Below are 13,776 nucleotides of genomic sequence, written 5' to 3'. Positions count from 1 at the left end.
GGCATGGAGCCGACCGAGCTGGTCGAGGAGCTGTGCGCCCGGATCGACCGGATCGACCCGCTGCTGCACGCCTTCACCCCGGAGCCCGGCCGCTACCGCCGGCTGGCCGCCGAGGCCGGTGAGCTGGAGCGGGCGTACGGCGGCGGGGAGCACCCGCCGCTCTACGGCGTGCCGGTCGGGATCAAGGACGTGATCCACGTCGACGGGCTCCCCACGCACGCCGGCTCCGCGCTGCCGCCGGGCGTCCTGGCCGGTCCCGAGGCCACCCTGGTACGGCGGCTGCGGGCGGCCGGCGCGCTGATCGCGGGCAAGACGGTGACCGCCGAGTTCGCGCTGAACGCCCCCGGCCCGACCCGCAACCCGCACCATCCGGCGCACACCCCGGGCGGTTCGAGCAGCGGCTCGGCCGCCGCCGTCGCGGCCGGCCTGGTGCCGCTGGCGATCGGCACCCAGACCGTCGGCTCGGTGATCCGTCCGGCGGCCTACTGCGGCGTGGTCGGCTTCCGCCCCACCTACGGCCGGATCCCGACGGACGGGCTGATCGCCGCCGCCCCGAGCCTGGACACCGTCGGCGTCTTCGCCCCGGACCTCGCGGGGGCCGAACGCGCGGCGGCCGTGCTCTGCGACGGCTGGCGCCCGGCGGTCGTGGCCGGGATCCGGCCGGTCCTGGCCGTCCCGGTGGACTACCTGACGGCGGTCTCACCGGCCGGCCGGGACGCCTTCGAACGGGTCGGTCTGACGGTCCGACAGATCACCCTGCCGTGGACCCCGGCCGAGCTGGCCGAGGACATGCGGGTCATCACGCGCTACGAACTCGCCCAGGTGCACCGAGAGTTGTTCCCCCGCTTCGCCAACCTCTACCGGCCCGAGACCGCCTCGGCGATCCGCCACGGCCAGGAGATCAACCCCACCGCGTACGCCGCCGCCCTGCGGGCCCGCACCCGCTACCGCGACCGCCTCGCCGACCTCACCACGTCCGAGGGCATCGACCTCTGGGTCACCCCCGCCGCCACCGGCCCCGCCCCACTCGGCCTGGAGAACACCGGCGACGCCGTGATGTCCCTCCCCTGGAGCCACGCCGGCTGGCCCGCCCTCACCCTCCCCACCGGCACCGTGGACGGCCTCCCCGTCGGCCTCCAACTCATCACCCCGGCCGGCACCGACGAACACCTCCTCGCCTGGGCCCGGACCCTCCACCTCCAGGGGCTCTGACCCTGCGCTCCGGCTCAGCCTCCAGGGGCCCGGGCCTCTGCGTTCCGGGCTCAGCCGTCAGGGGCTCGGGGAACTGCGACGCCGGCCTCGTTCAAGATGATCGTCGCGTAGGTGGTCAGGGACTTTCGCAGTGACCCGAACGCCAGATCTCCTCGCAGTTCCCCGAGCCCCTGACCGTAGATGCCCGAGCGCCTGCCCACGGCGGAGGCGCCTGCCTACCGCGCAGCGGAAGCCTATGCTGGGCAGCCGGAGGTGCGCGGTGACCGGAGCAGTGACGGACGGACGGATCCAGCGGGGCAACGAGACCCGGCGGGCGGTCCTCGGCCGAGCCGTCGAGCTCGCCTCGGTCGAGGGCCTCGGCAGCCTGTCGATCGGCCGGCTCGCCACCGACCTCGGGCTGAGCAAGAGCGGGGTGTTCGCCGCGTTCGGCTCCAAGGAGGAGCTGCAACTGGCCACCGTCCGCGCCGCCCGCCGGATCTTCTACGACGCGGTGGTCGCCCCCGCCGAACAGGCCGCCCCCGGGCTGCCCCGGCTGCGGCTGCTCTGCGAGAACTGGCTGGCCTACACCCAGGGCAAGGTCTTCCCGGGCGGCTGCTTCTTCCAGTCCGTCTCGGCCGAGTTCAACACCCGGCCGGGGCCGGTCCGGGACGTGCTGGCCGACGCCGCCCGCGACTGGGAGGGCCTGCTGGTGGACCTGATCCGGACCGCCCGCGCCAACGGCGAGCTGCGGCCGGACGTGGAGCCGGAGCAGCTGGCGTTCACCCTGATCGGGCTGATGGAAACCTCCAACGCGCACGCCCTGCTGCTGGACGACCCCACCCGCTACGTCCGCGCCGCCACCGCGATCGCCCACACCCTGACCTCCGCCGGCGTCTGAGGCCCGGCCTCAGCTCAGCACCGTCGGCATCAGCAGCGAGAACGTCCCCTCCCGGTCCGGGTAGCGGATCGCCAACGGCGCCACGGGGCTGCCGAGTTCGAGCATCAGCTGGTCCCGGCGGCCGGCCGTGATCGCCTCCAGCAGGAAGTCCCGGTTCACCCCCATCCGGAGCGCCTCGTCCTCGGCCGCACCGCCCTCGCCCGCCACCCCGAGCGTGCCGTCGGCGCCCACCGTGAGCACCGACACCAGCTGCTCCACGCCGTCCTGACTGCGCGTCACGGTCCGGCCGGGCCCGGCGACCAGTCCGGCCCGCAGCTCGGCGGCGTCCACCGCCAGCCGCCGGGTCGGCTCCAGGCGCAGCATCGGACGGTAGTCCGGGAAGTCCTGGTCGACCCGCTCGCCGGTCACCACCCGCTCGACCCCGGTCACGGCGAGGGTCAGCCGGTCGCCGTCGACGGTCAGCCAGGCGTCCTCGCCACCGTCCAGCAGGGCCCGGGCCTCGTCCACGAAGGCCGTCGGGGCGATCGCGCCGACCGGCGGGCCGTCCAGGTCGGCCGCCGGGGCGAGCGAGACGGCCAGCCGGTAGCGGTCGGTGGCGACCAGGCGCAGGCCGTCCGCCCCGAGTTCCAGCAGGACGCCGCAGAGCGCGGGCATCCCGGGGTCGCTGCCCACCGCGAACCGGACCGCGTCCAGCGCGGCGGCCAACTCGTGGGCGGGGGTGGTGAGTCGGGTCGGGTTCATCGGGTGCTCCCTCTGGTCGAGCAGTGCGCGGACCGTGGAGAGTTCGCGACGCGCGTCGGCCAGGCCGTCCTCCAGGCGGCGCAGGTGGGTGTCCAGCGTCTCCCGGGCCACGGCCGGATCGGCCGACAGCACCCGGGAGATGTCCGGCAGCGGCATGCCGACCCGGCGCAGCCGGGCGATCAGCCGGGCCTCCCGGAGCTGCTCCTCGGCGTACCAGCGGACCCGGTCTGCGGGTCCACCCAGGCCGGGCCGAACACGCCCGCGCCGTCGTAGAACCGCAGCGCGCTCACGCTGAGCCCGCTCTGCCGGGCCATCGCTCCGATGCTGCGCATCACGTTCTCCACACCGAGGACTCTGGGGGCTCGACCTGGTCGAGGGTCAACCACCCACGGTAGTCCGGGCCCGCAAACGGCCCAGAAACTGCACGAACGGTCGTGCTAATATATTGTCCTGACCGGCTGCGCACCCAGGTCGCGGCCCTGCCGGGGAGTGCCCATGGACCTGTCCACCGCTCTGCTCCGTACCGCGCTCAACGCCACCGCACTGGCCTCGCCCCGGCTGGCGGGCCGGGCCGCCTTCGAGGTCTTCTGCCGCCCGCTGCGGCGCAGCCGGGTCCGGTCGGCCGAACGCGAGCTGCACGCCCTCGCGGTCACCGAACGGCTCGCCGTCGAGGGCAAGACGGTGACCGCCTACCGCTGGGGCGACGGGGCCCGCCCGGTGCTGCTGGTGCACGGCTGGCAGTCCAGGGCCTCCCGGTTCGCCCCGCTGATACCCGGCCTGCGCGCCCTCGGGCTGACACCGGTCTCGTTCGACGCCCCCGGCCACGGGGACTCCGGCGGTCGGGCCACCAATCTGATCGAGGTCCGCGCCCTGATCGGCCAACTGCACGACAGGTACGGCCCGTTCGAGGCGGTCGTGGCGCACTCCTTCGGGGTGACCTGCGCCTTCGCGGCGCTCCGTGACGGGGTGAAGGCCGACCGGCTGGTGGCGATCGCCGGGGTGAGCGAATTCGCCTTCCTGCCTGCGGAGTTCCGTCGGCAGCTGGGTCTCGGTCCCTGGGCCGAACGGGAGTTGGGCCGTCGGATCGCCAGACTGCTGCCCGCCGGACAGGGCCTCGACACCCTGGACGCCACGTACCGGCCGGCCGACCTGGGCCTGCCGATCCTGGCGGTGCACGACGAGGACGACCCGACCGCACCGCTCACCCAGGCCCGCCGCCTGCAGGACGCGTACGGGGAGCAGCTCCAGCTGGTCGTCACCCGGGGCCTCGGCCACCGGCGGATCCTCGGCGAGCCCGCGGTGGTCGACAACGTGCTCGGCTTCCTCGGGGCGGAATGACGACGGGCGGCTCCCCCGGGTACCGGGGGAGCCGCCCGTCGGGCGAACCGTCAGCCGCCGCTCTTGCGGCGGAAGTTGCGCTTGCCGCCCGCGGCCGCGTGGGTGCCGTGGACCTTCGACTCGCTGCCGGGGCCGCCGCCGGAGCCGTCAGTCCGGACGCCCTGCTTGCGCTCCAGGGCTGCCAGGAACTTCGCCTTCACGTCGTCGGGCGCGGCGGGAGTCTGCTCCGTGCTCTGCGGATCGACGGATTCGGGTGTGCCGCTGCTCATGGGTTGACCTCCAGAAGACCAGTGTTGCCAGCCTCACCATGTCATGCCGGGACCGGTCGGTCCCACCATTTGACCGCTCAGTGCGGATGGTCCCGGTAGTGCGGTCCGCCGATCAGGAAGAGCAGCAGGGCGGTCGGGAAGCCGAGGGCCGCGATCACCACGACGAAGAACTCCAGCACCATCACAGCGAGCTCCTGGGGGAGAGGACGGAAGCAGTGAATCTGACGTTATGTCCAGATTCACCCGACTGCCACTCCCCTCGTCCCACCGAGGGATCATCGCCCGGACCCTGTCCGCCCGTCCGCTCCGCCGCCACACTGGCGGGATGCAGGTAGAGCTGGCGAGCGAACCGCACGAGCCGGGGAAGCCGAGCGAGGACTTCGCCGCGACCTCCCCGGAGGCCCTGGTACTGCTGGACGGTTCGAGTGCACCGGACGGCCTCGAATCGGGCTGCCGGCACGGCACCGCCTGGTACGTCCGGCGGCTCGGCGTGCACCTGCTGGCCCGGCTGACCGACCGGCCCGACCGCTCGATCGCCGAGTGCCTGGCCGACGCCATCGTGGAGACCGCCGCCCTGCACGGCGGCCGCTGCGACCTGGCCCACCCCAACACCCCGGCCGCGATGGTGGTCGCCGCCCGGCTGCACGGCAGCTCGCTGGAGTACCTGGTGCTCGGCGACTCCCTGCTGGTGCTCCAGCCCGAGCAGGGGCCGCCCCGGGTGATCGGCGACAACCAGCGCTTCCCGGCCGGCGAACTGCTCCGCCGCCAGATCTGGTCCACCGTCCCGGGCTCGGCCGACCGCCGCGAGCTGCACCTCCGGTACGCCCTGGCGGTCCGGGCGGCCCGCAACTCCGGCACCGGACCGTGGATCGCCGCCGCCTCGCCCCGGGCCGCGGCCCACGCCGAGACCGGCTTCGTCCGCCTGACCACCCTGCACGCGGTGGCCGCCCTGACCGACGGAGCGGCCCGCTACACCGAACGCTTCGGCCTCGGCAGCTGGTCCGACGCCCTCCACCTGCTCGCCGAACGCGGCCCCGCCGAACTCATCGCCCAGGTCCGCACCACCGAACGCACCGACACCAGCTGCGAACGCTGGCCCCGCGGCAAGGCCCACGACGACGCCTCGGCCCTCTACGCCCGGATCTGAACCGGTTTTTTGCAGGCGCTCAGCCAGCTACGGTCCGGGGGCTCGGGGAACTGCGAGGCGGGCCCTTGCAAGGTGATCCGTCCGTGAATGGTCAGGCACTTTCGCAGTGTGACCCGCACGCCAGATCTCCTTGCAGCTCCCCGAGCCCGCTGGACCGTAGACCCGGAGCGCCTGCAAAAAGTGCAGCCCCGAGCCCCTGGACCGTAGATGCCCGAGCGCCCTGCAAAACGGATCAGTCCGTCGGCTGACCGAACGCGCCCGACTGGAAGTCCCGCATCGCCTGCTCCAGCTCCCGGTGACTGTTCATCACGAACGGCCCGTAGTGCGCCACCGGCTCACGGATCGGCTGCCCGCCCAGGATGATCACGTCCAGGTTGGGGTGCCGGGAGTCCTGCTTGGCATCGGCCGAGATGGTGAGGGTGTCGCCCTCGCCGAAGACCGCCGCCTGCCCGCTGCGGAACGGCCGCCGCTCCGCGCCGACCGTGCCGTCGCCGTTGAGCACGTACGCCAGCGCGTTGAAGTCCTTGCGCCAGGGGATGGTGATCTCGGCGCCGGGGGTGACGGTGGCGTGCAGCAGGGTGATCGGGGTGTGGGTGACGCCGGGGCCCTCGGTGCCGTCCAGCTCGCCGGCGATCAGACGGAGGATCGCGCCGCCGTCGGGCGAGGTGAGCAGCTTGACGTGCCCGCCGTGGATGTCCTGGTAGCGCGGGGCGGTCATCTTGTCGGCGGCCGGGAGGTTGACCCAGAGCTGGATGCCGTGGAACAGGCCACCCGTCAGGACCAGCGACTCGGGCGGGGTCTCGATGTGCAGGATGCCGGAGCCGGCCGTCATCCACTGGGTGTCACCGCCGCCGAGGTGGCCGCCGCCGCCGTGCGAGTCCTTGTGGATGAACTCGCCGTCGATCAGGTAGGTCACCGTCTCGAAGCCGCGGTGCGGGTGCCAGGGGGTGCCCTTGGGCTCGCCCGCGGCGTAGTCCACCTCGCCCATCTGGTCCATCATGATGAACGGGTCGAGGTACTTGGTGTTGATCTTCGCGAAGGCCCGGCGGACCGGGAAACCCTCGCCCTCGAAGCCCTCGGGAGCGGTGACCACCGTCAGGACCGGCCGCGACACGTTGGTCGTGGGGTCGGGGGTGGCGACGCGCGGAAGGGTCAACGGGTTCTCGACGGTCACGGCGGGCATGTCGGTCGGCCTCCTTCTGGGGTCTGTGGCCTACATCCGCAAAGGTAGTTCAACTCTCAACAAGAAGCAAGTTGAAAGTTGAACCACATCACGGTGGGCCGGCCGGGCCTGGGGTCGGGCGGAACTCAGCCGTACATCCGGCGCATGGTGAAGTCGACCATCTGCTCCACGGCCTTGGCGTCGAACACCATCCGGTGCTCGCCCTCCATGTCCAGCGCGAAGCCGTACCCGGTCGGCAGCAGGTCGAGCACCTCGGCGCCGGTGACGCTGAAGTGCTTGGAGTCCTTGCCCGCGTACCGGCGCAGCTCCTTGAGCGAGCTGAACATCGGGATCACCGGCGTCGGGGTGTTGTGCAGGGCCAGGAAGCCCGGGCGGTCGCCGCGCGGGCAGTGCACCTTCGAGGTGATGAAGATCGCCTGGAAGTCCTCGACCGGCATCGACCCGGTGGTGAAGGCCCGGACCGCGTCCGCGAGGGATGGCGGCGAGGGTTCGGGGTAGAGAGACTGCTGGGGGGCGGCCTGTGGCGGCTGCTCGCCGTACTGGCCGGGGCCCGGCATGCCGTTCATCCCCTGCTGCTGGGCGTGCTGCTGCTGCGCCTGCTGCTGGTAGGGGTCGCCCTGATACCCGGTCTGCTCGTAGCCGTACACAAGGGCAAGGCTATCGGGGGACGTGACCGTGTTCATAGCCCTTTCACGTCGAGGGGCTTGAACAAGTTACTTACGGGTAGCATCATGGTGCCTACTGGTGGGTAAGTGGGGCGCTCGAAGGCGGCGGACCCCGGAAGCGACGAACCGGAGAAACGGTCATGGGTCACTACAAGTCCAACCTGCGTGACGTGGAGTTCAACCTCTTCGAGGTGTTCGGCCGTGACCAGGTGTACGGCACCGGTCCGTTCGCCGACATGGACGTCGAGACCGCGAAGAACATCCTCGCCGAGATCTCGCGTCTCGCCGAGAACGACCTCGCCGCCTCGTTCGTCGACGCCGACCGCAACCCGCCGGTCTTCGACCCGGAGACCAACACGGCGCCGATCCCGGCGACCTTCAAGAAGAGCTACCAGGCGTACATGGACGCCGAGTGGTGGCGGCTGGGCATCCCGGAGGGGATCGGCGGCCAGGCCACCCCGTCCTCGCTGATCTGGGCCTACGCGGAGCAGATCCTCGGCTCCAACCCGGCGATCTGGATGTACTCCTCCGGTCCGGCGTTCGCCGGCGTCGTCTACGACGAGGGCACCGAGGAGCAGCAGAAGGTCGCCCGGCACATGGTCGAGCGCCAGTGGGGCGCCACCATGGTGCTGACCGAGCCGGACGCCGGTTCGGACGTCGGCGCCGGCCGCACCAAGGCGATCAAGCAGGAGGACGGCTCCTGGCACATCGAGGGTGTGAAGCGCTTCATCACCTCGGGCGAGCACGACATGTCCGAGAACATCATCCACCTGGTGCTGGCCCGCCCCGAGGGCGGCAAGCCGGGCACCAAGGGCCTCGGCCTGTACATCGTGCCGAAGTTCGACTTCGACTGGGAGACCGGCGAGCTCGGCGAGCGCAACGGTGCCTACGCGACCAACGTCGAGCACAAGATGGGCCTCAAGGCGTCCAATACCTGCGAGATGACATTCGGCGCCAAGCACCCGGCCAAGGGCTGGCTGGTCGGCGAGAGCGTCGACGGCATCCGCCAGATGTTCAAGATCATCGAGTTCGCCCGGATGATGGTCGGCACGAAGGCCATCGCCACCCTCTCCACCGGCTACCTGAACGCGCTGGAGTACGCCAAGGAGCGGGTGCAGGGCGCCGACATCTCCAACTTCCTGGACAAGGCCGCCCCGCGCGTCACCATCACCCACCACCCGGACGTCCGCCGCTCGCTGATGACCCAGAAGGCGTACGCCGAGGGCATGCGCGCCCTGGTGCTCTACACCGCCTCGGTCCAGGACGACCTGGTGGCCGCCCGCCTGCGCGGTGAGCACGACGACGCCGCCGAGCGCCTGAACGACCTGCTGCTGCCGATCGTCAAGGGCTACGGCTCGGAGAAGTCCTACGAGCAGCTGGCCCAGTCGCTCCAGACCTTCGGTGGCTCGGGCTTCCTGCAGGAGTACCCGATCGAGCAGTACATCCGCGACGCCAAGATCGACACCCTGTACGAGGGCACCACCGCGATCCAGGGCCTGGACTTCTTCTTCCGGAAGATCGTCAAGGACGGTGGCCAGGCGCTCACCGTGGTCTCCGAGCAGATCAAGAAGTTCCTCGCCACCGGTGAGGGCGGCGACGCCCTGGCCACCGAGCGCGAGCTGCTCGGCAAGGCCGCCGGTGACCTGGAGGCGATCGTCGGCAAGCTGCTGGCCGACCTCTCCTCGGTCGAGCAGGACGTCAAGAACATGTACAAGGTGGGCCTCAACACCACCCGCCTGCTGATGGTCTCCGGCGACGTGGTGGTCGGCTGGCTGCTGCTCCGCCAGGCCGCCGTGGCGCTGGCCAAGCTGGAGGCGGGCGCCACCGGCAAGGACGTCGCGTTCTACCAGGGCAAGGTCGCCGGGGCCCGCTTCTTCGCCCGCAACGTGCTGCCGACCGTCACCCCGCAGCGGCTGATCGCCGAGGGTGTCGACAACGAGATCATGGAGCTCGCGGAGGAGGCCTTCTGAGGCCCGCCCCCCATACCGCCTGACACACCCTCAGCACCACGGGGCCCGGTCCACCAGGACCGGGCCCCGTGGTGCATGACCGGTTCTCGGTGCCGCGGCTCCGGCAGCCGCACCCCTGACACCGGCGCTTCACCGTTGTGTCACCGTTGTTGAGTTCACAACGTCATGTCCGTGTACGGGCATATGCTCGGGTGCGAAGACCGGTCCCCCATCCGGCTTCCGCCCTCCCTCAACTCAGGAGCAGCATGTCGACCGCCGCCCGCCCGGCCTCCTTCGACCGAACGCACACCGATGACCTGATCAGTTTCCTCGGCACCTCGCCGTCACCGTTCCACGCGGTGGCCAGTGCGGCCGAGCGGCTGGAGAAGGTCGGCTTCCGTCGAGTGGCCGAGACCGAGGCCTGGGACGCGGCCGCCGGCGGTCGGTACGTCATCCGTGGCGGGGCGCTGATCGCCTGGTACGTCCCCGAGGGCGCGGGCCCCGAGACCCCGTTCCGGGTGGTCGGTACCCACACCGACTCGCCCAACCTTCGGGTCAAGCCGGTGCCGGACACCGGGACGTCCGGCTGGCGGCAGGTCGCGGTCGAGATCTACGGCGGCGTCCCGCTGAACACCTGGCTGGACCGCGACCTCGGCCTGTCCGGCCGACTGGCACTGCGCGACGGCAGTGTGACGCTGGTTCAGCTCGACGAGCCGCTGCTGCGGGTGCCGCAGCTGGCGATCCACCTGGACCGGCAGGTGAACGAGGGCCTCAAGCTGGACAAGCAGCGTCACCTGACGCCGATCTGGGGGATCGGCGCGGTCAACGAGGGCTCCCTGATCGAGTACGTGGCCGAGCGCGCCGGCGTGGCCGCGGACGCCGTGGTGGGCTGGGACTTGATGACGCACGACGTGCAGCCGCCGTCGTACCTCGGCCGCGACCGCGAGCTGCTGGCCGGGCCCCGGCTGGACAACCTGCTCTCGGTGCACGCCGGCACCGCCGCGCTGGCCGCCGTGGCCGGCGGCGACCTGCCGTACATCCCGGTGCTGGCCGCGTTCGACCACGAGGAGAACGGCAGCGAGTCCGACACCGGCGCCCAGGGCCCGCTGCTCGGCAACGTGCTGGACCGCAGCGTGTACGCCCGGGGCGGCTCCCTGGAGGACCGCGCCCGCGCGCTGGCCGGGACGATCTGCCTCTCCTCCGACATGGGGCACGCCGTGCACCCCAACTACAGCGAGCGGCACGAGCCCGGGCACCATCCGATGCCGAACGGCGGGCCGATCCTCAAGGTCAACGTCAACAACCGCTACGCCACCGACGCGGTCGGCCGGGCGGTGTTCGCCGCCGCCTGCGAGAAGGCCGGCGTGCCGTGGCAGACCTTCGTCTCCAACAACTCGATGCCCTGCGGCACCACGATCGGCCCGATCACCGCGGCCCGGCTCGGCATCACCACCGTCGACTGCGGCATCGCGGCGCTCTCCATGCACTCGGCCCGGGAGCTCTGCGGGGCGGACGACCCGTACCTGCTGGCGGCGGCGCTCAAGGCGTTCCTGGAGGGCTGACCGACGCCGAAGGGGGCACCCACCGGGCGGTGGGTGCCCCCTTCGTGACGCCCGGTCGGACGCGGTCGGACGCGGTCAGGCGATCGAGGCGGCGATGATCGCGGCCACCGCGAGGTTGCAGCTGGCGGTCACCCAGACCGCCGGGTGCGGCTCCGGGTCGACCAGGATGGCGCCGAGCTTGCCCGGGGTGACCACGTCCAGCAGCCAGAAGGCCACCGCCATCAGCACCAGGCCGAGCAGGCCGAAGGTGGCCGTCGCGGCCAGGCCCTTCCCGAAGTCGTCGTAGGTGTACATGATCGCGGTGAAGACGATCCCGCCGATCCCGAGCAGCGCGGAGCTGAGCACCACGGCGGCGTTGCGGTTACGTTCCACCCAGATCTGGTGGCCGAGCTTGCCGGGCGTCAGCAGGTCGACCAGGCCGACCCCGAGCAGCAGCAGGACCACCCCGACCGCGCCGTATACCGCTGCCGCGCCAAGCCCGTTGACGATGTCGTGCACGGTGAGCCCCCTGGGAGGAACGAGTCGGTGTCCCGGCCCGGGACCGGCCAAAAGATATCCCATGGGATCGGTTTCCGGACCTCCCCAGTAGCATCGTCGGCCATGACCTCCACTCCGGTACCCGGGCGCAGACGCTCGGGCTTCGTCTCCCTGGGCATGGTCGGCACCCTGGCGCTCGCTCTGACCAGCTGCTCCTCCGGTGGCAGCACCCCGCGCCGCTGCGTCGACCCCGGCAGCCTCAAGGTGCTGGACAACCACTCCTGCTCCGACGGCGCGGCGGCGGCCGGCCGCTGGTACTACTGCGGCTCCGGTTCCGGCATCGCCACCGGCGGCACCTTCGCCAAGGGCGACACCAAGCGCGGCGGCTTCGGCTGCCCGAGCGGCTCCTCCGGCTCCGGCGGGGGTTAGGGGCCTCTCTTCCGGATCCCGCCGGGCGGGCGGTGGTGGGGCACGTACCTCGTCGGTCGCCGATGCTCCGCATGGACTTCCTCCTCGGCGCCGCCGAGCCACGCACCCCAACACCGCCCGCTGATCCGACGGGATCCGGAAGAGAGGCCCCCCGATGCGCCGTCACGTCATCGAACCCCGCCCCGACTGGCAGGCCACCGTGGAGGGCCAGGGGCTGATCTACGCGGTCTGCCAGGACCCCTGCAACCAGGGCGGCCCGCACGCCTACTGGGACGAGAGCGCGTACTACGAGTTGTCGCTGCCCGAGGTGGAGGCGCTGGAGGAGGTGGTCGAGGAGCTGCACGAGCTCTGCCTGACCGCCGTCGAGCACGTGGTGCGGACGGAGCGGTACGCCGACTACGGGCTGACCGACCCCCGGCTGACCGCCGTGATCGCCGAGTCCTGGCGCCGCCGCGAGGAGCAGCCCTCGGTGTACGGGCGGTTCGACCTGGCGTACGACGGGGTCGGCCCGGCCAAGCTGTTCGAGTACAACGCCGACACCCCGACCTCACTGATCGAGGCGGCCGGCCCGCAGTGGTTCTGGATGGAGCAGCGCTTTCCCGGCGCCGACCAGTGGAACTCGCTGCACGAGCGCCTGGTCGCCTCCTGGCGGCGGCAGAAGCACCTGCTGCCGCCGGGGCCGGTGCACTTCGGGCACTCGCGCGGCGACAGCGAGGGCGAGGACTGGATGACCACCCTCTACCTCCAGGAGACCGCCGAACAGGCCGGGCTGGAGACGGTCGGCATCGCCATGGAGGACATCGGGCTGGACGGGCTGACCGGCCGGTTCGTCGACCTCGACCAGCGGTTCATCCGCTCGATCTTCAAGCTCTACCCGTGGGAGTGGCTGACCGAGGAGGAGTTCGCCCCGGCGCTGCTCGGCGGGATCGACCTCGGCGGCTCCACCGGCAGCACGCTGTGGATCGAGCCGGCCTGGAAGATGCTGCTCTCCAACAAGGCCCTGCTCGCGGTGCTCTGGGAGCTGAACCCGGGCCACCCCAACCTGCTGCCCGCCTACCTGGACGGCCCGCGCGAACTGGTCGGGACCGGCTACGCGATGAAGCCGCTGCTCGGCCGCGAGGGCGCCGGCGTCCGGATCGTCGAGCCGGACGGCAGCCAGACCCGGCTGGCCGAGTGGGCGGGCGATCCGGACCGGTACGGCGCCGAGGGCTTCTGCTACCAGCAGCTCTGTCCGCTGCCGGACTTCGACGGCAACCGCCCGGTGCTCGGCACCTGGGTGGTGGACGGCGAGGCCGCCGGCCTCGGCATCCGCGAGACCGACGACAGCCCGATCACCCACCAGGGCGCGCGCTTCCTGCCCCACCTGATCCGCTGACGGGGAGTCAGTCCTCCTCCACCAGATGGTCGACGCAGACCGCGACGGCGAGCAGCAGCCCGGCGTCCGCCGCGTCGGCCACCCGGACCCCGTAGGTGTCCCGGAACCGGAACCACTTGCGGGAGATCTCGGCCACGGTGTCCCCGTGCGCCTCGATCCGGTACTCCTTGTCGATCAGGTTCCCGTGGATCTCCAGCTCGCCGCCGTCGGCCAGCTCCACGTGGAACTTGTCCCGGAACGGGGTGAACAGCTTCTTCCGGACGGTGGCGACCACGTCCCCGCCACTGTTCTCGATCTTCATGGCGTCCCGGACGGTCAGCGCCTTCTCCTTGATCACCGCGACCAGCCGCCCCTGCGGGTCCTTCAGCTCGAAGGTGTCCCGCAGCCGCAGCACCTTGGCGTCCACCAGGAACGCCTTGGCACCGTCCTCGTCCTCGATCCAGTAGTCGTCCCCGACCGTGAACAGCCGCTCCCTGACCACGTACTTCATCCCGCACCGCCTGACGTCGTGTCGGATCCCCCTGCGGAGAAATACTGCCGGAGGGTCATGCG

At 71.5% G+C, this 13,776-nt stretch carries 15 protein-coding genes; 8 read left to right on the top strand and 7 right to left on the bottom strand.

The window, feature by feature from the left end:
• The first annotated feature begins 3 nt into the window (after window positions 1-3).
• Both OHV05_RS17610 and OHV05_RS17605 read left to right on the top strand, forming a co-directional pair.
• Window positions 4-1,212, top strand: a complete 1,209-nt coding sequence (locus tag OHV05_RS17610; RefSeq protein ID WP_405018533.1) for an amidase — start codon at window positions 4-6, stop codon at window positions 1,210-1,212.
• A gap of 259 nt (window positions 1,213-1,471) precedes the next feature.
• A complete protein-coding gene (locus OHV05_RS17605; protein ID WP_405018532.1) occupies window positions 1,472-2,089 on the top strand; it encodes a TetR/AcrR family transcriptional regulator in 618 nt (205 codons plus the stop codon).
• A 9-nt stretch (window positions 2,090-2,098) separates the two neighbouring features.
• On the opposite strand, the gene OHV05_RS17600 is transcribed toward OHV05_RS17605, so the two are convergent.
• Window positions 2,099-2,986: a DNA polymerase III subunit beta gene (locus OHV05_RS17600; protein WP_405018531.1), complete on the bottom strand. Its 888-nt coding sequence runs from the start codon at window positions 2,984-2,986 to the stop codon at window positions 2,099-2,101.
• Between the two features lie 23 nt (window positions 2,987-3,009).
• The gene (locus OHV05_RS17595) at window positions 3,010-3,162 is read right to left on the bottom strand and encodes a hypothetical protein (RefSeq protein WP_405018530.1); all 153 of its coding nucleotides are present in this window, start codon (window positions 3,160-3,162) and stop codon (window positions 3,010-3,012) included.
• A gap of 163 nt (window positions 3,163-3,325) precedes the next feature.
• Between OHV05_RS17595 and OHV05_RS17590 the strand changes: the two genes are divergently transcribed.
• Window positions 3,326-4,168, top strand: a complete 843-nt coding sequence (locus OHV05_RS17590; RefSeq protein ID WP_405018529.1) for an alpha/beta hydrolase — start codon at window positions 3,326-3,328, stop codon at window positions 4,166-4,168.
• A gap of 50 nt (window positions 4,169-4,218) precedes the next feature.
• Here the strand turns inward: OHV05_RS17590 and OHV05_RS17585 are convergent, their stop codons facing one another.
• Window positions 4,219-4,437, bottom strand: a complete 219-nt coding sequence (locus tag OHV05_RS17585; RefSeq protein ID WP_405018528.1) for a DUF5302 domain-containing protein — start codon at window positions 4,435-4,437, stop codon at window positions 4,219-4,221.
• Between the two features lie 325 nt (window positions 4,438-4,762).
• Between OHV05_RS17585 and OHV05_RS17580 the strand changes: the two genes are divergently transcribed.
• The gene (locus tag OHV05_RS17580; protein WP_405018527.1) at window positions 4,763-5,584 is read left to right on the top strand and encodes an integrase; all 822 of its coding nucleotides are present in this window, start codon (window positions 4,763-4,765) and stop codon (window positions 5,582-5,584) included.
• 232 nt (window positions 5,585-5,816) lie between these two features.
• On the opposite strand, the gene OHV05_RS17575 is transcribed toward OHV05_RS17580, so the two are convergent.
• Both OHV05_RS17575 and OHV05_RS17570 read right to left on the bottom strand, forming a co-directional pair.
• Window positions 5,817-6,767, bottom strand: coding sequence for a pirin family protein (locus OHV05_RS17575; RefSeq protein ID WP_405018526.1), 951 nt, complete (start codon window positions 6,765-6,767; stop codon window positions 5,817-5,819).
• A gap of 125 nt (window positions 6,768-6,892) precedes the next feature.
• A complete protein-coding gene (locus tag OHV05_RS17570; RefSeq protein WP_057234384.1) occupies window positions 6,893-7,414 on the bottom strand; it encodes an SseB family protein in 522 nt (173 codons plus the stop codon).
• Between the two features lie 158 nt (window positions 7,415-7,572).
• Between OHV05_RS17570 and OHV05_RS17565 the strand changes: the two genes are divergently transcribed.
• Together OHV05_RS17565 and OHV05_RS17560 are read left to right on the top strand one after the other, a co-directional pair.
• The gene (locus OHV05_RS17565; protein ID WP_405018525.1) at window positions 7,573-9,402 is read left to right on the top strand and encodes an acyl-CoA dehydrogenase; all 1,830 of its coding nucleotides are present in this window, start codon (window positions 7,573-7,575) and stop codon (window positions 9,400-9,402) included.
• A 245-nt stretch (window positions 9,403-9,647) separates the two neighbouring features.
• Complete coding sequence (locus tag OHV05_RS17560) at window positions 9,648-10,943, top strand: M18 family aminopeptidase (protein ID WP_405018524.1); 1,296 nt, start codon at window positions 9,648-9,650, stop codon at window positions 10,941-10,943.
• A 75-nt stretch (window positions 10,944-11,018) separates the two neighbouring features.
• Here the strand turns inward: OHV05_RS17560 and OHV05_RS17555 are convergent, their stop codons facing one another.
• The gene (locus tag OHV05_RS17555) at window positions 11,019-11,441 is read right to left on the bottom strand and encodes a DUF350 domain-containing protein (RefSeq protein WP_403037570.1); all 423 of its coding nucleotides are present in this window, start codon (window positions 11,439-11,441) and stop codon (window positions 11,019-11,021) included.
• 102 nt (window positions 11,442-11,543) lie between these two features.
• Here OHV05_RS17555 and OHV05_RS17550 point away from each other — a divergent pair, with 102 nt between their 5' ends.
• Together OHV05_RS17550 and OHV05_RS17545 are read left to right on the top strand one after the other, a co-directional pair.
• Window positions 11,544-11,849 (top strand): hypothetical protein, encoded by a 306-nt coding sequence (locus OHV05_RS17550; RefSeq protein WP_405018523.1) that lies wholly within the window; start codon window positions 11,544-11,546, stop codon window positions 11,847-11,849.
• 154 nt (window positions 11,850-12,003) lie between these two features.
• A complete protein-coding gene (locus OHV05_RS17545) occupies window positions 12,004-13,224 on the top strand; it encodes a glutathionylspermidine synthase family protein (RefSeq protein ID WP_405018522.1) in 1,221 nt (406 codons plus the stop codon).
• A gap of 7 nt (window positions 13,225-13,231) precedes the next feature.
• Here the strand turns inward: OHV05_RS17545 and OHV05_RS17540 are convergent, their stop codons facing one another.
• Window positions 13,232-13,714 carry an LURP-one-related/scramblase family protein gene (locus OHV05_RS17540; protein ID WP_405018521.1) on the bottom strand — a complete coding sequence of 161 codons (483 nt, stop codon included), beginning with the start codon at window positions 13,712-13,714 and terminating at the stop codon, window positions 13,232-13,234.
• Window positions 13,715-13,776: the final 62 nt, after the last annotated feature.

The organism is Kitasatospora sp. NBC_00070 (assembly GCF_045041205.1).
Lineage (GTDB): Bacteria > Actinomycetota > Actinomycetes > Streptomycetales > Streptomycetaceae > Kitasatospora.
The sequence above is the reverse complement of the archived record's forward strand: the minus strand, read 5'-3'. Positions and strand labels throughout refer to the sequence as shown.

Coding starts and splice junctions, on each gene's coding strand:
- OHV05_RS17565 (WP_405018525.1), top strand. CDS start 7,573: ATGGGTCACTACAAGTCCAACCTGCGTGACGTGGAGTTCAACCTCTTC.
- OHV05_RS17600 (WP_405018531.1), bottom strand. CDS start 2,986: ATGCCGCTGCCGGACATCTCCCGGGTGCTGTCGGCCGATCCGGCCGTG.
- OHV05_RS17590 (WP_405018529.1), top strand. CDS start 3,326: ATGGACCTGTCCACCGCTCTGCTCCGTACCGCGCTCAACGCCACCGCA.
- OHV05_RS17580 (WP_405018527.1), top strand. CDS start 4,763: ATGCAGGTAGAGCTGGCGAGCGAACCGCACGAGCCGGGGAAGCCGAGC.
- OHV05_RS17585 (WP_405018528.1), bottom strand. CDS start 4,437: ATGAGCAGCGGCACACCCGAATCCGTCGATCCGCAGAGCACGGAGCAG.
- OHV05_RS17540 (WP_405018521.1), bottom strand. CDS start 13,714: ATGAAGTACGTGGTCAGGGAGCGGCTGTTCACGGTCGGGGACGACTAC.
- OHV05_RS17575 (WP_405018526.1), bottom strand. CDS start 6,767: ATGCCCGCCGTGACCGTCGAGAACCCGTTGACCCTTCCGCGCGTCGCC.
- OHV05_RS17545 (WP_405018522.1), top strand. CDS start 12,004: ATGCGCCGTCACGTCATCGAACCCCGCCCCGACTGGCAGGCCACCGTG.
- OHV05_RS17550 (WP_405018523.1), top strand. CDS start 11,544: ATGACCTCCACTCCGGTACCCGGGCGCAGACGCTCGGGCTTCGTCTCC.
- OHV05_RS17560 (WP_405018524.1), top strand. CDS start 9,648: ATGTCGACCGCCGCCCGCCCGGCCTCCTTCGACCGAACGCACACCGAT.
- OHV05_RS17610 (WP_405018533.1), top strand. CDS start 4: ATGGAGCCGACCGAGCTGGTCGAGGAGCTGTGCGCCCGGATCGACCGG.
- OHV05_RS17595 (WP_405018530.1), bottom strand. CDS start 3,162: ATGCGCAGCATCGGAGCGATGGCCCGGCAGAGCGGGCTCAGCGTGAGC.